This is a genomic window from Roseovarius sp. SK2, assembly GCF_028807495.1.
Classification (GTDB): domain Bacteria; phylum Pseudomonadota; class Alphaproteobacteria; order Rhodobacterales; family Rhodobacteraceae; genus Roseovarius; species Roseovarius confluentis.
On sequence record NZ_JARAMK010000002.1, the window covers coordinates 270,147 to 291,752 of the forward strand.

The following is a 21,606-nucleotide window of genomic DNA, read 5'->3' on the forward strand; positions in this document are numbered from 1 at the left end:
GGCGCGCGCGGTGGCACTTAACCCGCATTCCCTCACCTTCGAGTCGTACAAGGAGCGTCCATGACGGAAACCCTGCCCATCCCCGTGTCATCGCCGCTGACAAAGGCGCAGAAGGCTGCGCTCGTCAACCTTGTCCGCCGCGCCGCCCGGGCCGAGGTCATGCCCCGCTTCCGCAACCTTGCCGCCGCCGACATCACCTCGAAATCCGGTCCCGACGACCTGGTGACCGAGGCCGACCACGCGGCCGAGGCCATGATCGCGCGCGGCCTTCAAAAAATGTTCCCCCACGCCCTCGTCGTGGGTGAGGAAGCCGCCGCCGCCGACCCTGCCCTGCGCGGCAAGCTGGCCGAGGCCGAACTTGCCTTCATCCTCGATCCCGTCGACGGCACGTGGAACTTCGTCAATGGTCTGGCGGTGTTCGGCGTCATCGTCTCGGTCACCCGCTTCGGCAAACCGGTCTTCGGCCTGCTCTACGATCCGGTGATGGACGATTTCATCGCCGCCGAAGAGGACGGTGCCGCCCAGATGACCCGCGCCACCGGCCGCGCCCGCCCGGTCTCGACCTCGCAAGGCGGCGAGATCGACAGCCTTTCGGGCTACATTCACTTCTCATTGATGGACCGCGCGGTGCAGGAAGAGCTGGCACCGCTTCTCCCGAAATTCGGCCGCACGGGCTCGTTGCGCTGCTCTTGCCATGAATACCGGATGCTGGCCCAGGGGCAGGCCGACTTCCTGCTGTCGTCCACGCTCAACCCGTGGGACCACGCGGCGGGCGTTCTGATCGTCCAACGCGCCGGCGGCGTCGTGCGGATGCTGGACGGCCGCGATTACAACGCGGGCATCGAAACCGGCTACCTGCTTGCCGCCGCGAACGAGGCCAGCTGGCAAAATCTGCATGAAGTGTTCTCGATACTGGTCGAGGACGACTCCGCGTAACGTTCAGCCTTCGCACCAGACTTCCAAGCCTGGTGCCTCCGCGTCCCGGACCTTATCCGGGACCTCCGGCACCACGCACCCGCTCGTCAGTCAGACGCAGCGCGGCTGGCGGCGCGGCTTGCAACCCGCAAGCCCCACACCTCTTCTGCACGCCCTCCTCTGCACATCCACAAAATAATTTGAACCCGTCGCGCCCCCGCCGCGACCCATGGGCAATCGTTCGAAGGGCTCTCCCACCTTCCGAACGAGGGTCCCGCCCCTGTCCCGGGCACGACCCAAGGATTTTAGAGAGTGATTTCAGTACCAAAGTAAGGGCGGTCTCCTCCGGGAGGCCGCCTGATTACATGGTCACTCCGCCGCCTCGGCATACTCCTCCATCGGCGGGCAGGTGCACACCAGGTTCCGGTCGCCAAAGACGTTGTCGACCCGGTTCACCGGCGGCCAGTACTTGTCCACCCGGAACGCGCCCGGCGGGAAACAGGCCTGCTCGCGGCTATAGGGCCGGTCCCAGTCCCGCACGAGATCTTCCATCGTGTGCGGCGCGTGTTTCAGCGGATTGTTCTCGCGGTCGCTTTGGCCGTCCTCGATGGCGCGGATCTCCTCGCGGATCGCCAGCATCGCATCGCAAAACCGGTCCAGCTCCGCCTTGGTCTCGGATTCCGTCGGCTCGATCATCAGCGTGCCGGCCACCGGCCAGCTCATCGTCGGCGCGTGAAACCCGCAATCCATCAGCCGCTTGGCGATGTCGTCCACCGTCACGCCCGCACTGTCCGCGAAAGGCCGCGTGTCCAGGATGCACTCATGCGCCACCCGGTCGTTGCGCCCGCGGTAGAGCACGTCATACGCGCCCTCCAGCCGCTTGGCGATGTAGTTGGCATTCAAGATCGCCACCCGCGTCGCCTGCGTCAGCCCCTCGCCGCCCATCAGCAGCGTATAGGCCCAGCTGATCGGCAGGATCGAGGCCGAGCCGTAAGGCGCCGCCGACACCGGCCCCGGCCCGTCTTCCTGCCCGCGCGGATCGCCCGGCAGATGCGGCGCCAGGTGCGCCTTCACGCCAATCGGCCCCATGCCGGGCCCGCCGCCGCCATGCGGAATGCAGAACGTCTTGTGCAGGTTCAGGTGGCTCACGTCGCCGCCCAGATCCCCGGGCCGCGACAGCCCCACCATGGCATTCAGGTTCGCCCCGTCGATATAGACCTGGCCGCCGTGATCATGGGTGATCTTGCACACCTCCAGCACGGTTTCCTCGAAGACACCATGCGTGCTGGGATAGGTGATCATGCAGCCGGCGAGATTCGCGGCATTGGCCTTCGCCTTGGCGCGGAAGTCGTCAAGGTCGATATCCCCGTTCGCCGCCGACTTCACCGGCACCACTTTCCAGCCCACCATCTGCGCACTGGCCGGGTTGGTGCCATGCGCGGACATCGGAATCAGGCAGACATTGCGATGCCCCTCGCCATTCGCGGCATGATAAGCGGATATGGTCAGCAGCCCCGCATACTCTCCCTGCGCGCCCGAATTGGGCTGCATCGACATGTCGTCATAGCCGGTGATCTCGCACAGCCTTGCACTCAGATCGTCGATCATCACGCGGTACCCTTCGGCCTGGTCCTTCGGGCAGAACGGATGCAACCGCGCGAATTCCCGCATACTGATCGGCATCATCTCGGCGGCGGCGTTCAACTTCATCGTGCATGACCCCAGCGGGATCATCGCCCGGTCCAGCGCCAGGTCCCGGTCCGCCAGCCGCCGCATATAGCGCATCATCTCGGTCTCGGCCCGGTTCATGTGAAAGATCGGATGCTCGAGGTACCCGCTCTTCCGGTGCATCTTTTCGGGCACGCGGTACTCCGGCTTAAAATCCTCGTCCACCTTCTCAATCCCGAAGGCCCGCCAGACCGCCTCGATATTCTTGGGCCGGGTCGCCTCGTCCAGCGTGATACCGACGCGGTGCTCGCCCACCCGGCGCAGGTTGATCCCCTCGTCCACCGCCGATTTCATCACCGCCGCCTGCAACGGACCCACATCCACCGTGATCGTGTCGAAATAGACCTGCGGGTCCACCTTGAACCCCGCCGCCTCCAGCCCCTTGGCCAGTCGCACGGTCTTGCGGTGAATACGTTGCGCAATGGCCTGCAAGCCCTTCGGCCCGTGAAAGACAGCATACATCGACGCCATCACGGCCAAGAGCGCCTGCGCGGTACAGACATTCGACGTGGCCTTCTCGCGCCGGATATGCTGCTCGCGGGTCTGCAACGACAGCCGGTAGGCCCGGTTGCCATGGGAATCCACCGACACGCCCACGATCCGCCCCGGCATGGCCCGCTTCATCGCGTCCTTGCAGGCCATGTAGGCCGCGTGCGGCCCGCCATAGCCCATCGGCACGCCGAACCGCTGAACCGAGCCCACCGCGATATCCGCGCCCATTGCGCCGGGTTCCTTCAGCAGGGTCAGCGCCAGCGGGTCCGCCGAGACGATCCCGATCGCGTTCTCGGCGTGCAACGCCTCCATCTGCGGCGTGAAATCCCGCACATGGCCGTAGGTCCCGGGATACTGAAAGAGCGCGCCAAAGACCTTGTCCGCCTCCATCTTCTCCGGGTCGCCCACGATCACCTCGATCCCCAGCGGCGCGGCCCGCGTCTGCACCACCGCGATGTTCTGCGGATGACAATCCCGGTCGACGAAAAACGCCTTCGCCTTCGATTTGGCCACCCGCTGCGCCATGGTCATCGCCTCGGCACAAGCCGTCGCCTCATCCAGCAGCGAGGCATTCGCCACCTCCAACCCCGTCAGGTCACAGATCATCGTCTGGAAGTTCAAAAGCGCCTCTAGCCGTCCCTGGCTGATCTCGGGCTGGTAGGGCGTATAGGCGGTATACCACGCCGGGTTCTCCAGAATATTGCGCTGGATCGCCGGCGGTGTGACGGTGCCGTGATAGCCTTGGCCGATGAGGCTCACCAAAACCTTGTTTTGACTCGCGACCATCCGCATCTCGTGCATCAACTCGCGCTCGGACTTAGGCTTGCCGAAATCCAGTTTCTCCGCCTGGCGGATCGATTTGGGCACCGTCTCGTCGATCAGCTGATCGAGATCCTTCACACCCAACGCGGCATACATCTCGGCCATCTCCTCGGGCGACGGCCCGATATGGCGCCGGTTGGCGAAATCATAAGGCAGGTAATCGGTGGGCTCGAACGGCATGGCAGGCACTCCCGGGTGTCGGACAAAAGATTGTGCCGGGGCGGCCGCACCGCCCCCGCTTCCTCTGGCTCTAAATATCCCCGCCGAAGGCACAAAAATCTTCGAAAGATTTTTGCCAAAATTTTTCAAAAATTTTGCGCCCGGCGGCGCGGATCAGTCGATGAAATCCTTGTAGGCGGCTTCATCCATGTAGTCGTCCATCGGCGAGGTGTCCGACGGCTTGATCTTGAAGAACCATCCGTCGCCCTCGGGGTCCTCGTTGACCTTGCTGGGCGTGTCGGCCAGCACTTCGTTCACTTCCACGATCTCGCCATCCAGCGGCGCCAGGATATCCGAGGCCGCCTTGACGCTCTCGATCACCACGATCTCGTCGTCCTTGGTCACCTCGGCGCCCACCTCGGGCAGCTCCACGAAGACGATATCGCCCAGCTGCTCGGCGGCGTGGCTGGTGATGCCGACCGTGACGATATCCCCGTCCTGGTCCAGCCACTCGTGTTCTTCGGTGTATTTCATGCAAGTCTCCCTGATGCTCAGCGTTTGAAATTTGATGGCGTGAACGGCATATCCGCCACCCGCACGGGCAGGCGCTTGCCGCGTACCTCGCCATAGAGCGTGGTTCCGGCCGAGGCGTGGCTCGCCGCGACATATCCCATCGACATCGGCGCCTCGATGCTCGGCCCGTAGGCGCCCGAGGTGACATGGCCCACGGCCTCACCGCCCGTCTCGCTGCCGAAAATCTGCGTGCCTGCGCGCATCGGTGCACGGCCCTCGGGGCGCAGCCCCACGCGGCACCGCGCCATGCCGTTCTCCAACTGGTCCAGGATCACCTCCGCGCCGGGGAATCCGCCTTCGCGCTCCCCGCCCCGGCGGCGCACCTTCTGGATGGCCCAGCTCAGCCCCGCCTCCACAGGCGTGGTGCCTTGGTCGATATCCTGCCCGTAAAGGCACAGCCCCGCCTCCAGTCGCAGGCTGTCGCGCGCGCCCAGGCCCACAGGCTCCACCGCCTCGTGCAACAGCAGCGCCCGCGCCAGCGGTTCGGCCTGCGCTTCGGGCACCGAAATCTCGTAACCGTCCTCGCCGGTATAGCCCGAGCGTGACACCCACAATTCCCCGTAATCCGAGGTGAAAATGCCGGTATCCAGGAATTTCATGATCTCGCAGCCCGCGGCGATCGGCGCCAGCACATCGACCGCCTTCGGCCCTTGCAACGCGATCAGCGCGCGGTCCGTCACCTCGGTCACCTCGCAATCGGGCAGCCCTTCACGCATCAACGCGATATCATCCGCCTTGCAAGCCGCGTTCACCACGACCAACAGGTGATCGCCCCGGTTGGTCAGCATCAGATCATCGAGGATGCCGCCCGTCTCGTTGGTGAAAAATCCGTATCTCTGTCGCTTCTCGCCCAGCCCCAACAGGCTCACCGGCACCAGCCGCTCCATCGCCTGCGCCGCGCCGCCATATCCCGCTTCGTGGCGGATCAGGACCTGCCCCATGTGGCTGACATCGAACAGCCCGGCCTTTTGGCGCGTGTGCAGGTGTTCGCCCATGACGCCGCGCTCGTATTGCAGCGGCATCTCATAGCCCGCGAACCCGGTCATCTTTGCGCCCAGCGCCTTGTGCAGGCCCGTCAGCGGCGTCTCGCGCAGATCGTCCAAGTGGCTCTCCTTCGCATCTCGCACCGGGCGCATCTGGCAGGGCAACCGGCATCCGTTCCGCGTCTCGCATGACGCGTTCGATGCCCCCTCTGTCCTTCCGCCTGAGATCGCTATCCCTTCGGCGCCGCGGGTTTTCCCGCGATCTCTCCAGAGTCTTCCATCGGCCGGTCCTTGCGCCTGAGAGTTTCCGGGGCGGTTGCTCCTTCGGCACCGGCAACGCCGGTTCTCCCGTTCCGATACTTTAGTAGCGTAGTGACCGCCCCGCACCTCTGCAAGCAGAATGACAGGCGCCGATCACAGTTTGGTCGCCCCCATTGACCTTTGCCCCCACGCCTGTTGACATCAGGGCAATCGAGAAAGGTGGTACCCCACGTGCAACCCGGATTCTTCTTCGGCTATGGCAGCCTGGTGAATCGCGGCACCCACGCCTACACAGATGCCCACCCCGCACAGCTTTCTGGCTGGCGGCGTGCTTGGCGCAAGACGACGCTGCGCGAGGTGGCGTATCTCACGGCCGTGCCCGACACCACAGCCCAGATCGACGGCCTCGTGGCCGGCGTGCCCGGTGCCGACTGGGCTGCGCTCGACGCGCGCGAGCGCGCCTACAAACGAGTGCCCGCCCGCCACCAGGTCCGCACCCACTTGCCCGAGGACGCCGACCTCGTGGTCTTCGCCATCCAGGACGGCCAGCACCAGACCCCCGACGCCGTCAGCCCGGTTCTGCTCAGCTATATCGACGTGGTGGTCCAGGGCTACCTGCATGTCTTCGGCGAGGACGGCGTGCAGCGCTTCTTCGATACGACCGACGGCTGGGACGCCCCCATCCTCGACGACCGCCGCCGCCCGCTCTACCCGCGCCACCAAAAGCTTCAGCGCAAGGAGACGGCGCTGGTGAACGACATGCTGGATCGCGTCGGCGCCAAGGTGCAGCCGGTGTCGACCTTCAGCCCGCTCAGGGACTAACCCGCACCCCGCGCGAGTGTCGGCATTGCCCCACCTCGCACGACGACACTCGTCAGGGAGATCCCCGCCGATGCAACAGGCGAAACCGTCAGACGCGATCCCGCGCCGACGTCGTCAGCAGTGCGAACAACAGAACGGCAACGATCAGCAGTCCGATCAGTACTATGGCGCTAGACATATCTCGATCCCAGGTAGCGGTGTTGGCAGACCATCTTGATGAGGTGGAATCAGGGCCGGCAACAAGCCTCCCGGCGCAGACCGGCATCGATGTGTTGCTCAAAAACTCGGGGCATCGGCAAAGAAGCACCGATCAGCCGCCAAGGTGCCGCGTTTTTGCCCGAAGGCGGGTCTGACCTGGGTCACGCGCAGCGTTCGCGATGGCAGGTACGCGGCGAAACAGGGTCTCCGGCCATCCGCTGCGCCGTAACCGCGCGTCTGCCATGCGGGCTTTGCCGCCGTTCACGACGGAGGCAATCAGTCAGCCTCTGGGGTGGCGATCCGACGGCAATTTCGAAGCCCTTCATGCCTGCCAAATACATCCTCGGACTGATCGGTGCGCCCAGCCTCCGCCAAACCGCCAGCCCAAGGGAAGGGCTGACGAGGGCCGGGCCGCGTCGCGGCTGTTAACCGGCTGGGGGCTTGGCAACAATGACGAACACCGGACTCTCGACGCGGCCTCCGCAGGCACCTACTCTAGCAGACGTCGCGCGACGACCAGCCTTCAGCCCTTCGCCTTGATCACCTGCAACAGCGGCAGCACCTGGCTCATGTCCGGCCCGTGGTTCTGCCCGGTCAGTGCCTTGCGCAGCGGCATGAACAGACCCTTGCCCTTGCGGCCGGTCTGTTCCTTGACCACGGCCGTCCACTGCCCCCAGGTGTCGCCGTCATGCGGCCCCTCGGGCAACAGCGCCAGCGCCTCGGCCACGAACTCCCGGTCCTCGTCGTCGATCACCGGCTCGGCCCCGTCGCGGAACATGATCCACCAGCCTTCCAGGTCCTGCAGCGTTGTGATGTTCTCGCGCGTCACGCTCCAGAACCGCTCGGCCTGGTCCTCGGGCACGCCCAGCGCCACGATATGCGCCTTCACATCCGCGAAATCGCGCCCCTGCAACACCCGCGCCGTCAGCGGGAACAGGTCATTCGCATCGAACTTCGTCGGTGCCGAGCCGAAGCGCGAGATGTCGAACCCCTCGATCAACTCCGCCATGTCCGTCCGCAACTCCACCGGATCGGCCGAGCCCAGCCGCGCCATCAGCGACAACAGCGCCATCGGCTCCACGCCTTGCGCCCGCAGATCGCGCAGGCTCAGCGTACCCAGCCGTTTCGACAGCGATTCCCCCTGCGGCCCGGTCAGCAGCGAATGATGCGCGAATTGCGGCACGTTGCCGCCCAGCGCCTCGATGATCTGGATCTGCGTCGCGGTATTCGTCACGTGATCCGACCCGCGCACGACGTGCGTCACGCCCATTTCCGTGTCGTCCACGACCGAGGCCAGCGTATACAGCACTTGCCCGTCGCCCCGGATCAACACCGGGTCGCTGACGCTGGCCGCGTCGATGGAAATGTCGCCCAGGATGCCGTCATCCCACTCGATCCGCTCGTGATCCAGCTTGAATCGCCAGACGCCATCGCCCCGCTCGGCGCGCAGTGCCTCCTTCTGTTCCTCGCTCAGCCCCAGCGCGGCCCGGTCATAGACCGGCGGCCGCCCCATGTTCAGCTGTTTCTTGCGCTTCAGGTCCAGTTCGGTCGGCGTCTCGAACGCCTCGTAGAACCGCCCCATGCCGCGCAGGGTGTCGGCCGCCTCCGCATAGCGGTCCAGCCGCTCCGACTGCCGCTCGACCCGGTCCCAGGTCAGGCCCAGCCATTCCAGGTCTTCCTTGATCGCGTCCACGTATTCCTGCTTCGACCGCTCGGGATCGGTGTCGTCGATCCGCAGGATGAACGTCCCCCCGGCCTTGCGGGCAATCAGGAAGTTCATCAGCGCGGTGCGCAGGTTGCCGATATGGATGTACCCGGTGGGGGACGGCGCGAAACGGGTGGTTGTCATGGGGTGTCTCCTGTTGCCGCGCCAAATGTCACAAGGGGGGGCGCTTGTCCAGTATCAGCCGTGCGTGGGCCAGCGGTGATGGGTATCGTCGATGATCACCTCGTGAGCATGGCGCGCGCCCTGCCCGTGCGCCTCCAGATGCGGGTGATCGGGCGGCAAGTCGGGATGCCGATGCGTGATCACCCCCTCGGCGTCTCGCGGCCAGACCCGCGACGCCACCGCCACCGCGCCCAGCCCCAGCAAGGCCAGCAGGCCCAGCGCCGGCCCCAGCCCGATTGTCACGCCCGCCCAGCCCGCCAGCGGATAGGTCACCAGCCAGCACGCATGGCTCAGCGCGAACTGCGCCGCGAAGACCGCCGGGCGGTCCCCGGCATGGGCCGAGCGCCGCAACAGCCGCCCCGAGGGTGTCAGGATCGCGGCCCATAGCGCCCCGATCCCGGCCCAGCCCGCCAGCATCGCGCCCCATCCCATGCCCAGCGTCAGCCCGGCCGCCAGCACCAGGCTCAGCGCCACCAGCGCCAGTGCGGCGGCCATCATGACGGGCCGGTCCTCCACCCGGTCCAGAAGGCGCGGCAGGGCCAGCGCCGTCGCCATCGACCCGGCCCCGAAACAACCCATCGCGACCGCCAGGTCGGTCTCGGACCCGCCATAGCTGCCCCGCACCAGCACCACCGTGTTGACCAGCACGAAGGCCCCGCTCGCCGCCGCCAGGAAATTCAGGGCCAGCAATCCCCGCAATCGCGGTGTCGCCAGGTAGATCTGTATCCCCCGCGTCACCCGTTCGCCGAACGGTCTTTGCCCCGCGCCCGCGCCCACCGGCGGCACGGCTGCGCCCAGGATCAGCAGCGCCGAGGCACAGAATCCCGCCACCGTACCCAGGAACAGCCAGTTGTAGCTCATTACCGTCAGAAGCAGCCCCGCCAGCGCCGGGCTCGCAAGGTTCTCGATGTCATAGGCCAGCCGTGACAGCGACAGCGCGCGCGTATAGTCCCCCTCGTCCGGCAACACGTCCGGCAGGGTCGCCTGGAACGCTGGCGTGAACGTCGCCGACGCCGCCTGCAACGCGAAGATCAGCACGTAGATCTGCCACACCTCGCTCACGAAGGGCAGGCACAGGGCAATGCCCGCGCGCACCATGTCAGCGCCCACCAACACAGCGCGGCGCGGCAGCACCTCGACCGCCGCCTGCATCACCGGCGACAGGCCCACATAGGCCACCATCTTGATCGTCAGCGCCAGCCCCAGCACCACGCCCGCGCGCCCCCCGGCCAGATCATAGGCCAGAAGGCCCAGCGCCACGGTCAACAGGCCCGTGCCCAGCAGCGCCACGACCTGGGCCGCGAAAAACCGCGCGAAAACGGGATGCTTCAGGATCGACCACATGGCCCAAGCCTAGCCCCCCGCCCGCCCGCCGCCAAGCCGCCGGTGCCGCGCCTCAAATTCACGTGAAAGCGGCATGTCGAAGGGGACTTTCGCCCGCACCGTCCTATCCTCTCGCGCGACAGCAACAGGAGGTTTCACATGTCCACCCGCCTTTCCCGCCGCGGCTTTATCGCCTCGGCCACCGCCCTCTCCGCCGCGCCCGCCCTGCCCGCCTGGGCGACCGCGCCCATGCTCGGCGCCGCCACGCCCCCCTTCCGCCGGTTCAAACTGGGCGCGTTCGAGGTGACGACCCTGCTGGCAGGCGAGGCCACCCGCCCCGATCCGCACACCATCTTCGGCCTGAATGTCGAGGAAGAAGAGTTCATCGCCGTCTCCGAAGCCGCGATGATTCCGACCGATCAGGCGCAGTTCTTCTTCACCCCCACCGTGGTCAACACCGGGTCCGAACTTGTGCTCTTCGACACCGGCCTGAACGCCGAGGGCACCACCGCGGCGCTCGAGGCCGCGGGATACAGCACCGACATGATCGACACGGTCGTCATCACCCACATGCACGGCGACCATATCGGCGGGCTGATGAACGGCGACACGCCGACCTTCGCCAATGCAGCCTACGTCACCGGATCGGCCGAGTTCGACCACTGGGTCGCCGCCGGCGACGAGAACTTCGAGGCCAAGGTCCGCCCGCTGGCCGAGCAGTTCAGCATGATCGGCGACGGCGACGCGGGCTTTTCCGGCCATACCGCCATGGCCGCCTTCGGCCACACGCCCGGCCACATGGTCCACCTGATCGAAAGCGAAGGCGAAAGCCTGATGATCGCCGCCGATTTCGCCAATCACTACGTCTGGTCCCTCGCCCATCCCGACTGGGAGGTGAAGTTCGACATGGACAAATCCGCCGCCGCCCAGACCCGCAAGACGATCCTCGACATGCTGGCCACTGAAAAGATGCCCTTCGTCGGCTATCACATGCCCTGGCCCGCCACCGGCTTCGTCGAGAAATCGGACAGCGGCTACGCCTACGTGCCCAGCTCCTACCAGCTGCGGCTCTGATCGCTTGCGCCTCTCGGGCGCGCAGCATAAATCCTGACCATGCCCGCGCCCGACACCTCTCTCGACTGGATGGAAGACGTGGCCCGCCGCACCGTGGCGGGCTTTCCGCAGGCCTTTGCCGAGGCCGCGCGGGCCGTCGCCATCCACGTCGCCGACTGGCCGGATCAGGAGATGCTGGACAGTTTCGGCATGACCGACCCGGCCGAGTTGACGGGGCTCTATGACGGCATCCCGATGACGGAAAAGTCGGTTTTCGACCAGCCCACCGGCCCCGATATCGTCTGGCTGTTCCGCGAACCCATCCTGGCGGAATGGCGCGACCGTGGCGATGTCGACCTCGCGGATCTGGTGGCCCATGTGACGGTCCACGAGTTCGCCCACCATTTCGGCTGGTCCGACGACGACATCGCCAGCATCGACCGCTGGTGGGAATAGCAAACCCCGTCCCGGGCCTGACCCGGGACTGTGCGGACAAACAGATCCCGGATGAGGTCCGGGATGCCATCTGACAACGTACCACGCGCGGAATAAAGGCGCGGCCTCGCCGCGCCGCCGCGCGATCGCCAGACCGCCCCCCGGGCTGGCGATTGGCCTCCGTAGGCGCGTCGATTTGAGGTTTTCCGGACACGGCAACCATCAAGCGCACTGAAATACTCTTGGGTCGCCACCCCGCGGTCTGGCCATCGCGCGGTTCCCACAACATCCCCTTGCACCCCCACGCCCCCCGTGCATTCTGCCCCCATGCAAGATTACCGCGCCCACGACATGACCTCCCTCGCCGGCCTCGTCGCCAAGGGCGAGGTCACGCCCGACGACCTGCTCGACACCGCCCTCGCCCGGATGCACGCCGTGAATCCCGCGCTCAACGCCGTGGTGCACGACTATTCCGACACCGCCCGCCAGATGATCGCCGACGGCCTGCCCAACGGCCCGCTCACCGGCGTGCCTTTCCTGCTCAAGGACATGGGCGCGGAATCCACCCAGCATCCCGCCTCGCTCGGCTCCCGCCTTCTGGCCAACACCAGCTACAAGATGAATTCCGCCATCTACGACCGGCTGGAATCGTCGGGCCTCGTCACTTTCGGCCGCACCGCCGCGCCCGAGGGCGGCGTGGGCGCGGCGACCGAGGCGGCGGTCTATGGCGGCCCCACCCGCAATCCCTGGGACAGCTCCCGCACCCCCGGCGGCTCGTCCGGCGGCTCGGGCGCGGCGGTGGCGGCAGGCATCGTCCCCGGAGCGCATGGCAGCGACGGCGGCGGCTCGATCCGCATCCCGGCGTCCAATTGCGGTCTCGTCGGGTTCAAGCCCACCCGCGCCATGGTCCCCGACGGGCCCTATGCCGGGGAAGGCTGGGCGGGAATGGCGATCGAGGGCTTTCTCACCCGCTCGGTCCGCGACACGGCCCTCTTGCTCGATATCGTCTGCGGCCCCGACCTCGGCGCGCCCTACGTCGCGCCCCCGATGCCCTGCACCTTCATCGAATCGCTCGACCGGCCCAACGGCCCCCTGCGTATCGCCCTTTGTGACACCACCCTCACCGGCGACCCCATCCACCCCGAATGCCAGGCCGCCGTGCAGGACGCCGCCGCCCTGCTGCAGGAGATGGGCCACCACGTGACCCCGGCCCGCCCCACCGCCGACACGACAGGCATGATGCACGCCTGGACCAAGATCGTCGCCTGCGGCACGGCCTCCTGGGTGCGGCGGGCGCTGGCCAAACGGGGCCGCGACCTGCGCCAGGGCGATCTCGAAGGCGTCGCCCGCGGCGCCGTGGACTACGCCAAGACCGTCAGCGGCACCGATTACCTCGATGCCGTGGAGACCGTGCACGCCTATGGCCGCCAGATGGCCGCGTTCTTCGAGGATCACGACATCCTGCTGACCCCCACCATGGCCGAGCCACCGGCCGCCATCGGACGCTTCGCCCACGACACCGAGGATTACGTGGCCTACCGCATGGGCGAGGATGGCATCTTCGCCTACTCCCCCTATACCGCGGCCTTCAACGCCACCGGCCAGCCCGCCGTCTCCCTGCCGCTCTGCCGCGGCGCCGACGGCCTGCCCATCGGCATCCACCTCGCCGCCCGGTTCGGGGCCGACACCGCGCTCATGTCTCTCTGCGCCGATCTGGAACGCGCCCGCCCATGGTTTGATCAAATTCCGGCATTGCCCGGTATCGACACCTGAAAATACTTGAATGTCGTGGCCTTGTCGGGAAACACTAAGGTCATGAACATGGGGGACAACGCATGACCGAAGCCGCGGTCGAGGCCCGATCGGCCCGCAAGGAATACGGTGCCGGCGACAAGAAGGTCCGCGCCCTCAACGATGTTTCCCTTGTGATCAACAAGGGCGAATTCTTCACGCTTCTGGGCCCCTCGGGCTGTGGCAAGACCACCCTTCTGCGCCTGATCGCCGGGTTCGAATCGCCCACATCGGGGATGATCCTGCTGGGCGCGCGGGACATCAGCACGATGGCCCCCTACGACCGTCCCGTGAACACGGTCTTCCAAAGCTACGCACTCTTCCCGCATCTCAGCGTGGCCGACAATATCGGCTTCGGCCTGACCATGCAGGGCACGCCCAAGGCACAGGTCGACGCCCGCGTGGCCGAGATGCTGGCGCTGGTCAAGCTGGAGGCCTTCGCAGACCGCAAACCCCAGCAACTCTCCGGCGGCCAGCAACAGCGCGTGGCACTGGCCCGCGCCCTTGCCCCCGCGCCCGAGGTACTCTTGCTGGACGAGCCGCTTTCCGCGCTAGACCTCAAGCTGCGCAAGGAAATGCAGCTGGAACTCAAGCGCCTGCAAACCGAGACCGGCATCACCTTCGTCTTCGTCACCCACGACCAGGAAGAGGCGCTGACAATGTCCGACCGCATCGGCGTCATGCGCGACGGCGTGATCCTGCAAATCGGCGGCCCGCGCGAGATCTACAACAAGCCCGTCAACCGCTTCGTCGCGGATTTCATCGGCGAAACCAATGTCCTGACCGGCACGGTCGAGACGGGCGGCGTCCGCCTGCCCACCGGCGACGTGATCGCCGTGGACAACCTCGACGCCGCCTCTCAAGGCGCCCACGTCAGCCTCGCCGTGCGCCCCGAACAGGTCCGCATCGGCGACGGCGCGCTTCAGGGCCGTGTTGCCGAAACCGTCTACTTCGGCACCGACACCCATTGCCACCTGCGCATGTCCGACGACACCGAGGTCGTCGCGCGGATGCAAAGCCCGCCCTCTGGCGACACCGGCCTGACCGCAGGCCAGACCGTCGCCTTCGATTTCGTCCCCGGCGCGGTCCGGGTGCTGGAGGACTAGCATGGCGGGAACCACCCATGGCAGCGGACGCACCGGCTGGATCCTTTCGATCCCGGCGCTGATCCTGCTGGCCCTGGGCGCCGCCGGGCCGCTGCTGATCGTTGTGGTCTACGCCTTTCTCGAGCCGGGCGAATATTCCGGCGTGGTCTGGGAATTCACGACCGAGGCGTGGTTCCGCGTCTTCTTCGAGCGGGACATCTTCGACGACACCGTCACCTTTGCCGACGCGCACCTGACGATCTTCTGGCGCTCGGTGAAACTGTCGGTGCTGACCACGCTCATCGCCTTCGCCATCGGCTTTCCGACCGCGTGGTTCATCGCCACGCGCCCGCCCAACAAACGCGGCTTCTGGCTGTTTTTGATCACAATTCCGTTCTGGACAAACCTGCTGATCCGCACCTTCGCGATCATGGAAGTGGTCCGCAACCAGGGCCTGCTGAATTCGTTCCTGATGAATTTCGGCATCATCGATGACCCCTTGCAGATCCTCTATACCGACACCGCCGTGCTGATCGGCATGGCCTATGTCTACCTGCCGCTTATGGTGCTGCCGCTCTACGCGGCCATCGACCGCTTCGATTTCCGCCTCGTGGAAGCAGGCTACGACCTCTACGCCACCCGCATGAAGGTGCTGCGCCGGGTCATCCTGCCCATCGTCAAACCGGGCATCGTCGCGGGCTCGATCCTGGTCTTCGTGCCCTCGCTCGGCGCCTACGTAACGCCGCGCATCCTGGGCGGCGGCAAGAACATGATGGTCGGCAACTTCATCGAGCTTCAGTTCGGCCAGGGCCGCAACTGGCCCCTCGGCGCGGCCCTCTCGCTGCTCCTGCTGATGATCGTCCTCGTCGCCCTGCTGGCCTATGTCCGCGTCACCTCGAGGGATGACTCCAATGGCTAGGAACAAGAGCTTTTCCGTCACCACCCTGCCGGGCTTTACCGCCATCGCGCTCACAACCTTCGTGCTGCTCTACGCGCCGATCGTCACGATGGTGATCTACTCGTTCAACGATTCCGAATCCGTGGCGCTCTGGGGCGGCTTCTCTGTCCGCTGGTACGTCGAGGCCTGGGACAACACCCAGGTGCAGGAGGCGACCGTGCGCTCGCTCGTGATCGCCGTCTCGGCCGCGCTCATCTCCACCACCGTCGCCACCATGGCCGCGCTCGGCACCACCCGCCGCGGCCGCTTCAAGGGCCAGACACTCATTTACGTGATGATCAACCAGCCCCTGATGGTGCCCGAGATCGTGACCGCCGTCGCCCTCCTGATCTTCTTCGCCTCGATCAAGGTCGCCACCGGGTATACCGGGCTGGCCTACCTCATCCTCGCGCATTCGGCCTTCTGCGTGCCCTTCGCCTACCTGCCGATCCGCGCCCGGCTCGAAGGCATGGACCTAGCCCTTGAAACCGCCGCCTCGGACCTCTACGCCCGGCCCTGGCAGACCTTCCGCCACGTGACCCTGCCGCTGATGATGCCCGGCATCGCCGCCGGCGCCATGCTGGCCTTCGTCATCTCGCTCGATGACGTGATCATCACCGAGTTCGTCAAATCCGCCGGGCAGGACACCCTGCCCACCTACATGCTGGGCCAGCTGCGCCGCGCCATCACCCCCGAGGTCAACGCGATCTCCACCGCGCTCCTTGCGCTGACCGTGCTTCTGCTGACCGCCTTCTTTATACTGAACCGCAAGCGGGACTAACCCGCGCACAACCTCAACAGGGAGAAAGACGATGAAACTACATCTGACATGCACAGTGGCGGCCATCGCGCTCGCCGGGGCGGCCCATGCCGAAGGCTCGCTCAACATCTACAACTGGGGCAACTACACCAGCCCCGAGATGATCGAGAAGTTCGAACAGGAATACGACATCGACGTCACGATCACGGACTATGACAGCAACACCACCGCGCTCGCCAAGATCGAGGCCGGCGGCCACGGCTTCGACATCGTGGTGCCCACCCACAGCTACATGGGGGTCTATATCGAAAAGGACCTCTTGATGCAGCCGGGCATCCCCGAGATGGGAAACTACGCCAACATTTCCGAGCAGTGGAAGAACGTCGAATGGGACCCGAACCGCGAATATTCCGTGCCGTGGCAATGGGGCACGACCGGCGTCGCGGTGAACAAATCGGCCTATGACGGCGACATCAACACCTCCGCCATCTTCCTCGACCCGCCAGAGGAACTGGTGGGCAAGGTGAACGTCGTGCCCGAAATGCAGGACGTGATGAACCTCACGCTCTTCTACGTCGGCGGCGAGCCCTGCACCACCGACAAGGAAATGCTGAAAAAGGCCCGCGACGTGCTGATCGAGGCCAAGCCCAAGTGGATGAGCATGGATTACGGCATGACCGAGAAGCTGTCGAACGGCGACGTCATGGCCTCGGTGAACTGGAACGGCTCGACCTTCCGCGCCCGCAACAACAACGAGGACGTGGCCTATGGCTACCCCAAAGAGGGCTACCCGGTCTGGATGGACAGCGCCGCAATCCTGTCGGACGCGCAGAACGTGGAAAACGCCAAGCTTTTCCTGAATTTCATCATGGAGCCGGAAAACGCGGCCATGCTGTCGGCCTTTGCGCGCTACGCCAACGGCATCGACGGCTCCGAGGAATTCATGCCCGAGGACATGAAGACCGCGCCCGAGATCGTCGTGCCCGAAGAGCTGAAGGCCGCGGGCCGCTTCACCACCGCCTGCCCCGCCGAGGCGCAGGAATTCTACACCGCGATCTGGACCGAACTGCAGAAATAAGCCAGTCGACGGGGGACGGGAAACGGGGGCCAATCGGCCCCCGTTTTTCTTGCAACCGGCAGTATGCCTCTGCCTCCCAGCTCACCCGGCCTACCTTGTTCAGACAGGGTTGCGCACAGGGTTACGCAGACGGAAGACCGGTGCCGGCTCGGATTCGGATTCGGATTTGTGCAGCATGTAGACCACGCCGTGCATCAGCACCGCCGCGGTGGCGATCAGCAGCAGGTAGGCCGTCAGGATCACCATCACCGGCACGTTGTTGTTCAGCTGCGGGAAGGCGCCCAGCGCCACCGGAAGGAACCACGACACCGCCGAGATGGCCCCGGATGTCACGAAGATTGTCCGCTTCAGCGGACTGATATCGGTGAACAGGGATTTGCCGATCTGCCGCTTGACGCCCGGCAGGATGATCGTGTGGATGAAAAAGCCGTTCACCGTCAGGATCGTGACGATCATCAGCTTGGCGTGAACCTTGGGATTCATCAGCAGTTCGGGGTTCGTCAGGGCATATAGAAACAGGAACCCGACGCCCGTGATCCACAGCACGAACAGCCCCGCGCTGACGATCTTTGATGCGAACTCGAAGATGTCTGATGTTTCCTTGATGATCCTGCCCCTGACGAAGAACCGTAACATCATGAGATCGAGCAGGATCGCACCACCCAGGCCCAATGCCAAGCCGATGAAGTGAACGAACCTGAGCCCGGTACGCACCGTTGCCTGCGGATCGGAACTGAAAAGGGCGACCAGTTGCGAGAAGTCCATTTTTGTCTTCCTTGTTAAGAGCTTGCCGTTTTCGATAGGTAAACTTTGGGCACGCAGGCCCCACTCGGAATGACTGGTTGACTCGCAAGAAAACACCACTGGTTAACCGGCGAATGGACCCCTCGTACACGGGTCACCCTCACCTGCTCCTCCTGCTTTCCAGCAGTCCCGATTTGGGCGTGGGAGCGTTGTCATCTGGGTTAGAACAGCGCAAATTTTCAATCAATTCCGCGGCCTGACAATCGGCGGCTTTCGGCAGGCTCCGCCGACCAGAACCACTAAGTGATTCTAAACAGGCGAAAAAACTATCGGCGTGAAATCACCCACCGATTCCGTCTGCCGTCCCGCCACCGCCTGCGCGGATGGAACCGGCGATATCCTGCACATCATCTGGTGCCGCCGAAACGGCCTTTCTCTACAATAAGCAGAATTCACTAGGCATTTTTCAACCAGCCAGCCAATTCACCGGGACCGCGGCGCGCTGCTCAGACCTTGAAAATTGTCCCGCACAGGCACAGCAGAATGATGGGAAAAACGATGCCCGTGGCGTTCACCGTCGCCTGAAACGCCGTAAGCCCGCCACCGATCAACAGCACCAAGGCAACGACCGCCAGGGAGGAAACCAGGAAAACCGGATTGTGAATATCGAAGGAGAGCGAACCGATCTCCCGCTCGATATTGTCCTGCGCCACCTCGTAGCTGGTAACGATCGTTTTGACCTCGCCTTCGGGCGCGGGAACGTCCCATTCCTCGGACGACGCATCAGACAGGGGTTATGTCTCCTTTCCCTCGATAACACCGATTCTCAGAACAACCGGGCCGCACGTCATTTCAAAAGTGCGGTGGCGGCTTAAGGACCTGCTACTGTCGAGGACGTCGGGCCACCTCGAGCCAAGCGTTGAACCGTCCGACGATCAAAGGGGATCGGACCCTGCCTGTGTCCGGTTCATCCGTCCCAAACGGCAAGCATGTCGTGTATCCGGATTGAAACCCGGCTGTCATCAACCACATGCGCGGCACGCGCGGCGCAACCAGGCATAAAGAGTGGTTGCCTTTCAACTCCGAGAGCCTCGAGACCACCCCGCACGTCGATGGCCCCCTGATCCTGACGCTGTGCGCGCGGCCCAAGTCCGGGCCGCCCTTACTCCAGCGGCGCCAGCTCCGCCTCGTAACTGATCGTCGCCGCCACAGGCTCGGCCCCGTCGGCCACGCGCGGCTCGTCCATGTAGTTCGTCAGCCGCAGGAACGTCCCCTCGACCGTCGCGGTCATAACGTTGTCCTCGGTCATCTCGAACGCGGTCAAGGTTCCTTCACCGCCGTCTGCCCCCATTGCCAACGGCGCGTCATAGCCCTGGTCGTCGTATATCTCCGCCGACAGCATCCGCATCTCTCCGCCCTGCTCCAGCAGCGTCACCTGCACCATGGGCCGTCCGGGCGAACCGTCCTCGCCGACCGTCTGCCCCACGGCGTTGACCGACAGGGACGACCCCATGATCATCTTCTGCTCGGCGTAGGCTTCCTCGTCTTCGATGTCATAGGCAATGACCAGTTCCATCACCTCGCCATCCAGCGTGACGGTCATCGTCCCTATGGCCTCGTACTCGTCGTTCAGCTCCGCCGCCCCCGCCGGCACGGCCAGCATCATCGCGGCAATTGCGGTAAAAAAGCGTGTCATATCAACCTCCTGAAAATAATATTTCTGGATCGTAACAGACACCTCCCGGCCATGCAAAACCGGCGGGCCTAACCCCCGTCCCGCCACCGGTTCACGATCGGATAGCGCCGATCCAGCCAGAACGCGTGTTTCGACAACCGCGTGCCGGGGGCGGACTGGAACCGCTTGTATTCGCTGATGTAGATCAGATGCTCCACCCGCACCGCGTCCGCGCGGTCATACCCCGCCTTGACGCAATCCTCGATCGAGCCGTCCTCGTCCACAAGGATCTGCAATATCCCGTCCAGCACAGGATAATCCGGCAGGCTGTCACTGTCCTTCTGGTCCTCGCGCAACTCCGCACTGGGCGGCTTGGTGATGATGTTCTCGGGGATCACCTCGCCTTCGGGCCCCATCATCCACTCGCGGTGATTGGCGTTCCGCCACTTGCAGATCTCGAACACCCGCGTCTTGTACAGATCCTTGATCGGGTTGTACCCGCCCGCCATGTCGCCATAGATCGTGGCGTAGCCCACCGCCACCTCGGACTTGTTGCCGGTGGTCAGCAGCATTTCCCCGAACTTGTTGCTCAGCGCCATCAACAACAGGCCGCGGAGCCGCGACTGGATGTTTTCCTCGGTGATCCCCGGCTCGGTGCCCTCAAATAGCGGTGCCAGCGTGTTCGTGATCGCCGCGCGCCCTTCGGCGATGGGCACGAAATCATACCGCGCACCCAGCGCGTTCGCACACGCCTTGGCATCGTCCAAAGACGCCTGCGAGGTATATTCCGACGGCAGCATCACGCAGCGCACATTCTCGGCCCCCAGCGCATCCACCGCGATGGTCGCGACGATCGCACTGTCCACACCGCCCGACAGGCCCAGCAGCACTTTCCCGAACCCCGTCTTGCGCATGTAATCGCGCAAGCTCAGCACCATCGCGTGATAATCGCTCTCCAGCGTGTCGGGGATATGCGCCAGGTCGGTCTTCTCGATCTGCCAGCCGTCGTCCCCGCGCACGAGGTCGATATGCGCGATGTCCTCTTCCATCAGCGGCATCTGCACCGCCAGCTTGCCGCCGGGGTTCAGCGCAAAGGTGCCGCCGTCGAACACCTGGTCGTCTTGCGCCCCCACCAGGTTGAGGTAGATCAGCGGCAGCCCCGTCTCGACCACGCGGGACACCATCAACTGGTGCCGATGCGCCAGCTTGCCGCGGTAATAGGGCGAGCCGTTGGGCACCAGCAGAAACTCCGCCCCCGTCTCGGCCAGCGTCTCGGGCACGTCCTCGTGCCAGCTGTCCTCGCAAATGGGCGAGCCGATGCGCACATTACCCACGGCATATGGCCCCATCACGTCGCCCGACGCATAAAGCCGTACTTCGTCGAACACCGTCTCGTTCGGCAGGTGATGCTTCAGCACGCAGGCGGTGATGCTGCCGCCCTTCAGGATGTAATAGGCGTTGTACAGCTCCGCGCCTTCCAGCGCCGGGCCTCCAATGGCCAGCGCCGGCCCCACCGCACAGTCCTTCGCCAGCTCCTCGATCTTCGCGATCGCCGCCTGGTGAAACACCGGCTTCATCACCAGGTCCTGCGTGTTGTACCCGGTGATGAACATCTCGGGCAGCGCCACAAGGTCGGCCTCGGCGGCCTTCCCGGCCTCCCAGGCCTTGCGCGCCAGGTCCGCGTTCCCGTCAAGGTCGCCCACCGTGGCGTTCAGCTGTGCCAATGTCACGCGAAACCGATCCGCCATACGCCCTCAAAACCCTCGCAATTCCCACTTCCCCCGTGATTTAGCAGATGGACGCGCGAGGGAAAGCCGAAACCGGGAAAAGCCGTTGTCAGCCCTGCCCGGGTCAATTACGTTCTCTTGGACCCATTGGGGGGTT

General features: G+C 64.9%; 18 protein-coding genes and 1 riboswitch. Of the genes, 9 read left to right on the forward strand and 9 right to left on the reverse strand.

The features are described 5' to 3' along the window. Window positions 1–60 precede the first annotated feature (60 nt). Window positions 61–936 carry an inositol monophosphatase family protein gene (locus PVV74_RS05545; protein WP_274592526.1) on the forward strand — a complete coding sequence of 292 codons (876 nt, stop codon included), beginning with the start codon at window positions 61–63 and terminating at the stop codon, window positions 934–936. Window positions 937–1,284: 348 nt separating this feature from the next. Here PVV74_RS05545 and gcvP read toward each other — a convergent pair whose 3' ends face one another. The 3 genes from gcvP to gcvT form a co-directional block, all read right to left on the reverse strand. Continuing rightward, window positions 1,285–4,137 (reverse strand): aminomethyl-transferring glycine dehydrogenase, encoded by a 2,853-nt coding sequence (gene gcvP, locus PVV74_RS05550; RefSeq protein ID WP_274592527.1) that lies wholly within the window; start codon window positions 4,135–4,137, stop codon window positions 1,285–1,287. Window positions 4,138–4,290: 153 nt separating this feature from the next. Next, complete coding sequence (gene gcvH, locus PVV74_RS05555; RefSeq protein ID WP_103762242.1) at window positions 4,291–4,650, reverse strand: glycine cleavage system protein GcvH; 360 nt, start codon at window positions 4,648–4,650, stop codon at window positions 4,291–4,293. A 17-nt stretch (window positions 4,651–4,667) separates the two neighbouring features. Continuing rightward, on the reverse strand, window positions 4,668–5,792 hold the full coding sequence (gcvT, locus tag PVV74_RS05560; RefSeq protein WP_274592528.1) for a glycine cleavage system aminomethyltransferase GcvT: 1,125 nt from the start codon (window positions 5,790–5,792) through the stop codon (window positions 4,668–4,670). Between the two features lie 155 nt (window positions 5,793–5,947). After that, a riboswitch (glycine riboswitch) is annotated at window positions 5,948–6,034 on the reverse strand. A 130-nt stretch (window positions 6,035–6,164) separates the two neighbouring features. Between gcvT and PVV74_RS05565 the strand changes: the two genes are divergently transcribed. Continuing rightward, window positions 6,165–6,755 (forward strand): gamma-glutamylcyclotransferase family protein, encoded by a 591-nt coding sequence (locus PVV74_RS05565; RefSeq protein WP_103762241.1) that lies wholly within the window; start codon window positions 6,165–6,167, stop codon window positions 6,753–6,755. Window positions 6,756–7,476: 721 nt separating this feature from the next. On the opposite strand, the gene gltX is transcribed toward PVV74_RS05565, so the two are convergent. Then, window positions 7,477–8,802: a glutamate--tRNA ligase gene (gltX, locus tag PVV74_RS05570; protein WP_274592529.1), complete on the reverse strand. Its 1,326-nt coding sequence runs from the start codon at window positions 8,800–8,802 to the stop codon at window positions 7,477–7,479. A gap of 54 nt (window positions 8,803–8,856) precedes the next feature. Continuing rightward, window positions 8,857–10,185: an MFS transporter gene (locus tag PVV74_RS05575; protein WP_274592530.1), complete on the reverse strand. Its 1,329-nt coding sequence runs from the start codon at window positions 10,183–10,185 to the stop codon at window positions 8,857–8,859. A gap of 138 nt (window positions 10,186–10,323) precedes the next feature. Here PVV74_RS05575 and PVV74_RS05580 point away from each other — a divergent pair, with 138 nt between their 5' ends. The 7 genes from PVV74_RS05580 (at window position 10,324) to PVV74_RS05610 (ending at window position 17,303) form a co-directional block, all read left to right on the forward strand. Continuing rightward, on the forward strand, window positions 10,324–11,238 hold the full coding sequence (locus PVV74_RS05580) for an MBL fold metallo-hydrolase (protein ID WP_274592531.1): 915 nt from the start codon (window positions 10,324–10,326) through the stop codon (window positions 11,236–11,238). A 39-nt stretch (window positions 11,239–11,277) separates the two neighbouring features. Continuing rightward, window positions 11,278–11,673, forward strand: coding sequence for a metallopeptidase family protein (locus PVV74_RS05585; RefSeq protein WP_274592532.1), 396 nt, complete (start codon window positions 11,278–11,280; stop codon window positions 11,671–11,673). Window positions 11,674–11,979: 306 nt separating this feature from the next. Beyond that, the gene (locus PVV74_RS05590) at window positions 11,980–13,425 is read left to right on the forward strand and encodes an amidase (protein WP_274592533.1); all 1,446 of its coding nucleotides are present in this window, start codon (window positions 11,980–11,982) and stop codon (window positions 13,423–13,425) included. Between the two features lie 62 nt (window positions 13,426–13,487). After that, window positions 13,488–14,549, forward strand: coding sequence for an ABC transporter ATP-binding protein (locus tag PVV74_RS05595; protein ID WP_274592534.1), 1,062 nt, complete (start codon window positions 13,488–13,490; stop codon window positions 14,547–14,549). A gap of 1 nt (window position 14,550) precedes the next feature. Further along, entirely contained in the window at window positions 14,551–15,447 is an 897-nt protein-coding gene (locus PVV74_RS05600; protein WP_103762234.1) for an ABC transporter permease, read from the forward strand. Next, complete coding sequence (locus tag PVV74_RS05605; protein WP_103762233.1) at window positions 15,440–16,246, forward strand: ABC transporter permease; 807 nt, start codon at window positions 15,440–15,442, stop codon at window positions 16,244–16,246. The genes PVV74_RS05600 and PVV74_RS05605 overlap by 8 nt, the downstream gene beginning before the upstream one ends. Before the next feature lie 31 nt (window positions 16,247–16,277). Continuing rightward, a complete protein-coding gene (locus PVV74_RS05610; protein ID WP_103762232.1) occupies window positions 16,278–17,303 on the forward strand; it encodes an extracellular solute-binding protein in 1,026 nt (341 codons plus the stop codon). Window positions 17,304–17,402: 99 nt separating this feature from the next. Here the strand turns inward: PVV74_RS05610 and PVV74_RS05615 are convergent, their stop codons facing one another. The 4 genes from PVV74_RS05615 to PVV74_RS05630 all read right to left on the reverse strand — a co-directional run bounded on the left by PVV74_RS05615 (window position 17,403) and on the right by PVV74_RS05630 (window position 21,470). Next, window positions 17,403–18,068: a hypothetical protein gene (locus PVV74_RS05615; protein WP_274592535.1), complete on the reverse strand. Its 666-nt coding sequence runs from the start codon at window positions 18,066–18,068 to the stop codon at window positions 17,403–17,405. Between the two features lie 485 nt (window positions 18,069–18,553). Then, entirely contained in the window at window positions 18,554–18,760 is a 207-nt protein-coding gene (locus PVV74_RS05620) for a hypothetical protein (RefSeq protein WP_274592536.1), read from the reverse strand. Between the two features lie 449 nt (window positions 18,761–19,209). Beyond that, on the reverse strand, window positions 19,210–19,743 hold the full coding sequence (locus PVV74_RS05625; RefSeq protein ID WP_146049977.1) for a hypothetical protein: 534 nt from the start codon (window positions 19,741–19,743) through the stop codon (window positions 19,210–19,212). A 68-nt stretch (window positions 19,744–19,811) separates the two neighbouring features. Beyond that, entirely contained in the window at window positions 19,812–21,470 is a 1,659-nt protein-coding gene (locus PVV74_RS05630) for an NAD+ synthase (protein ID WP_274592537.1), read from the reverse strand. Window positions 21,471–21,606 lie beyond the last annotated feature (136 nt).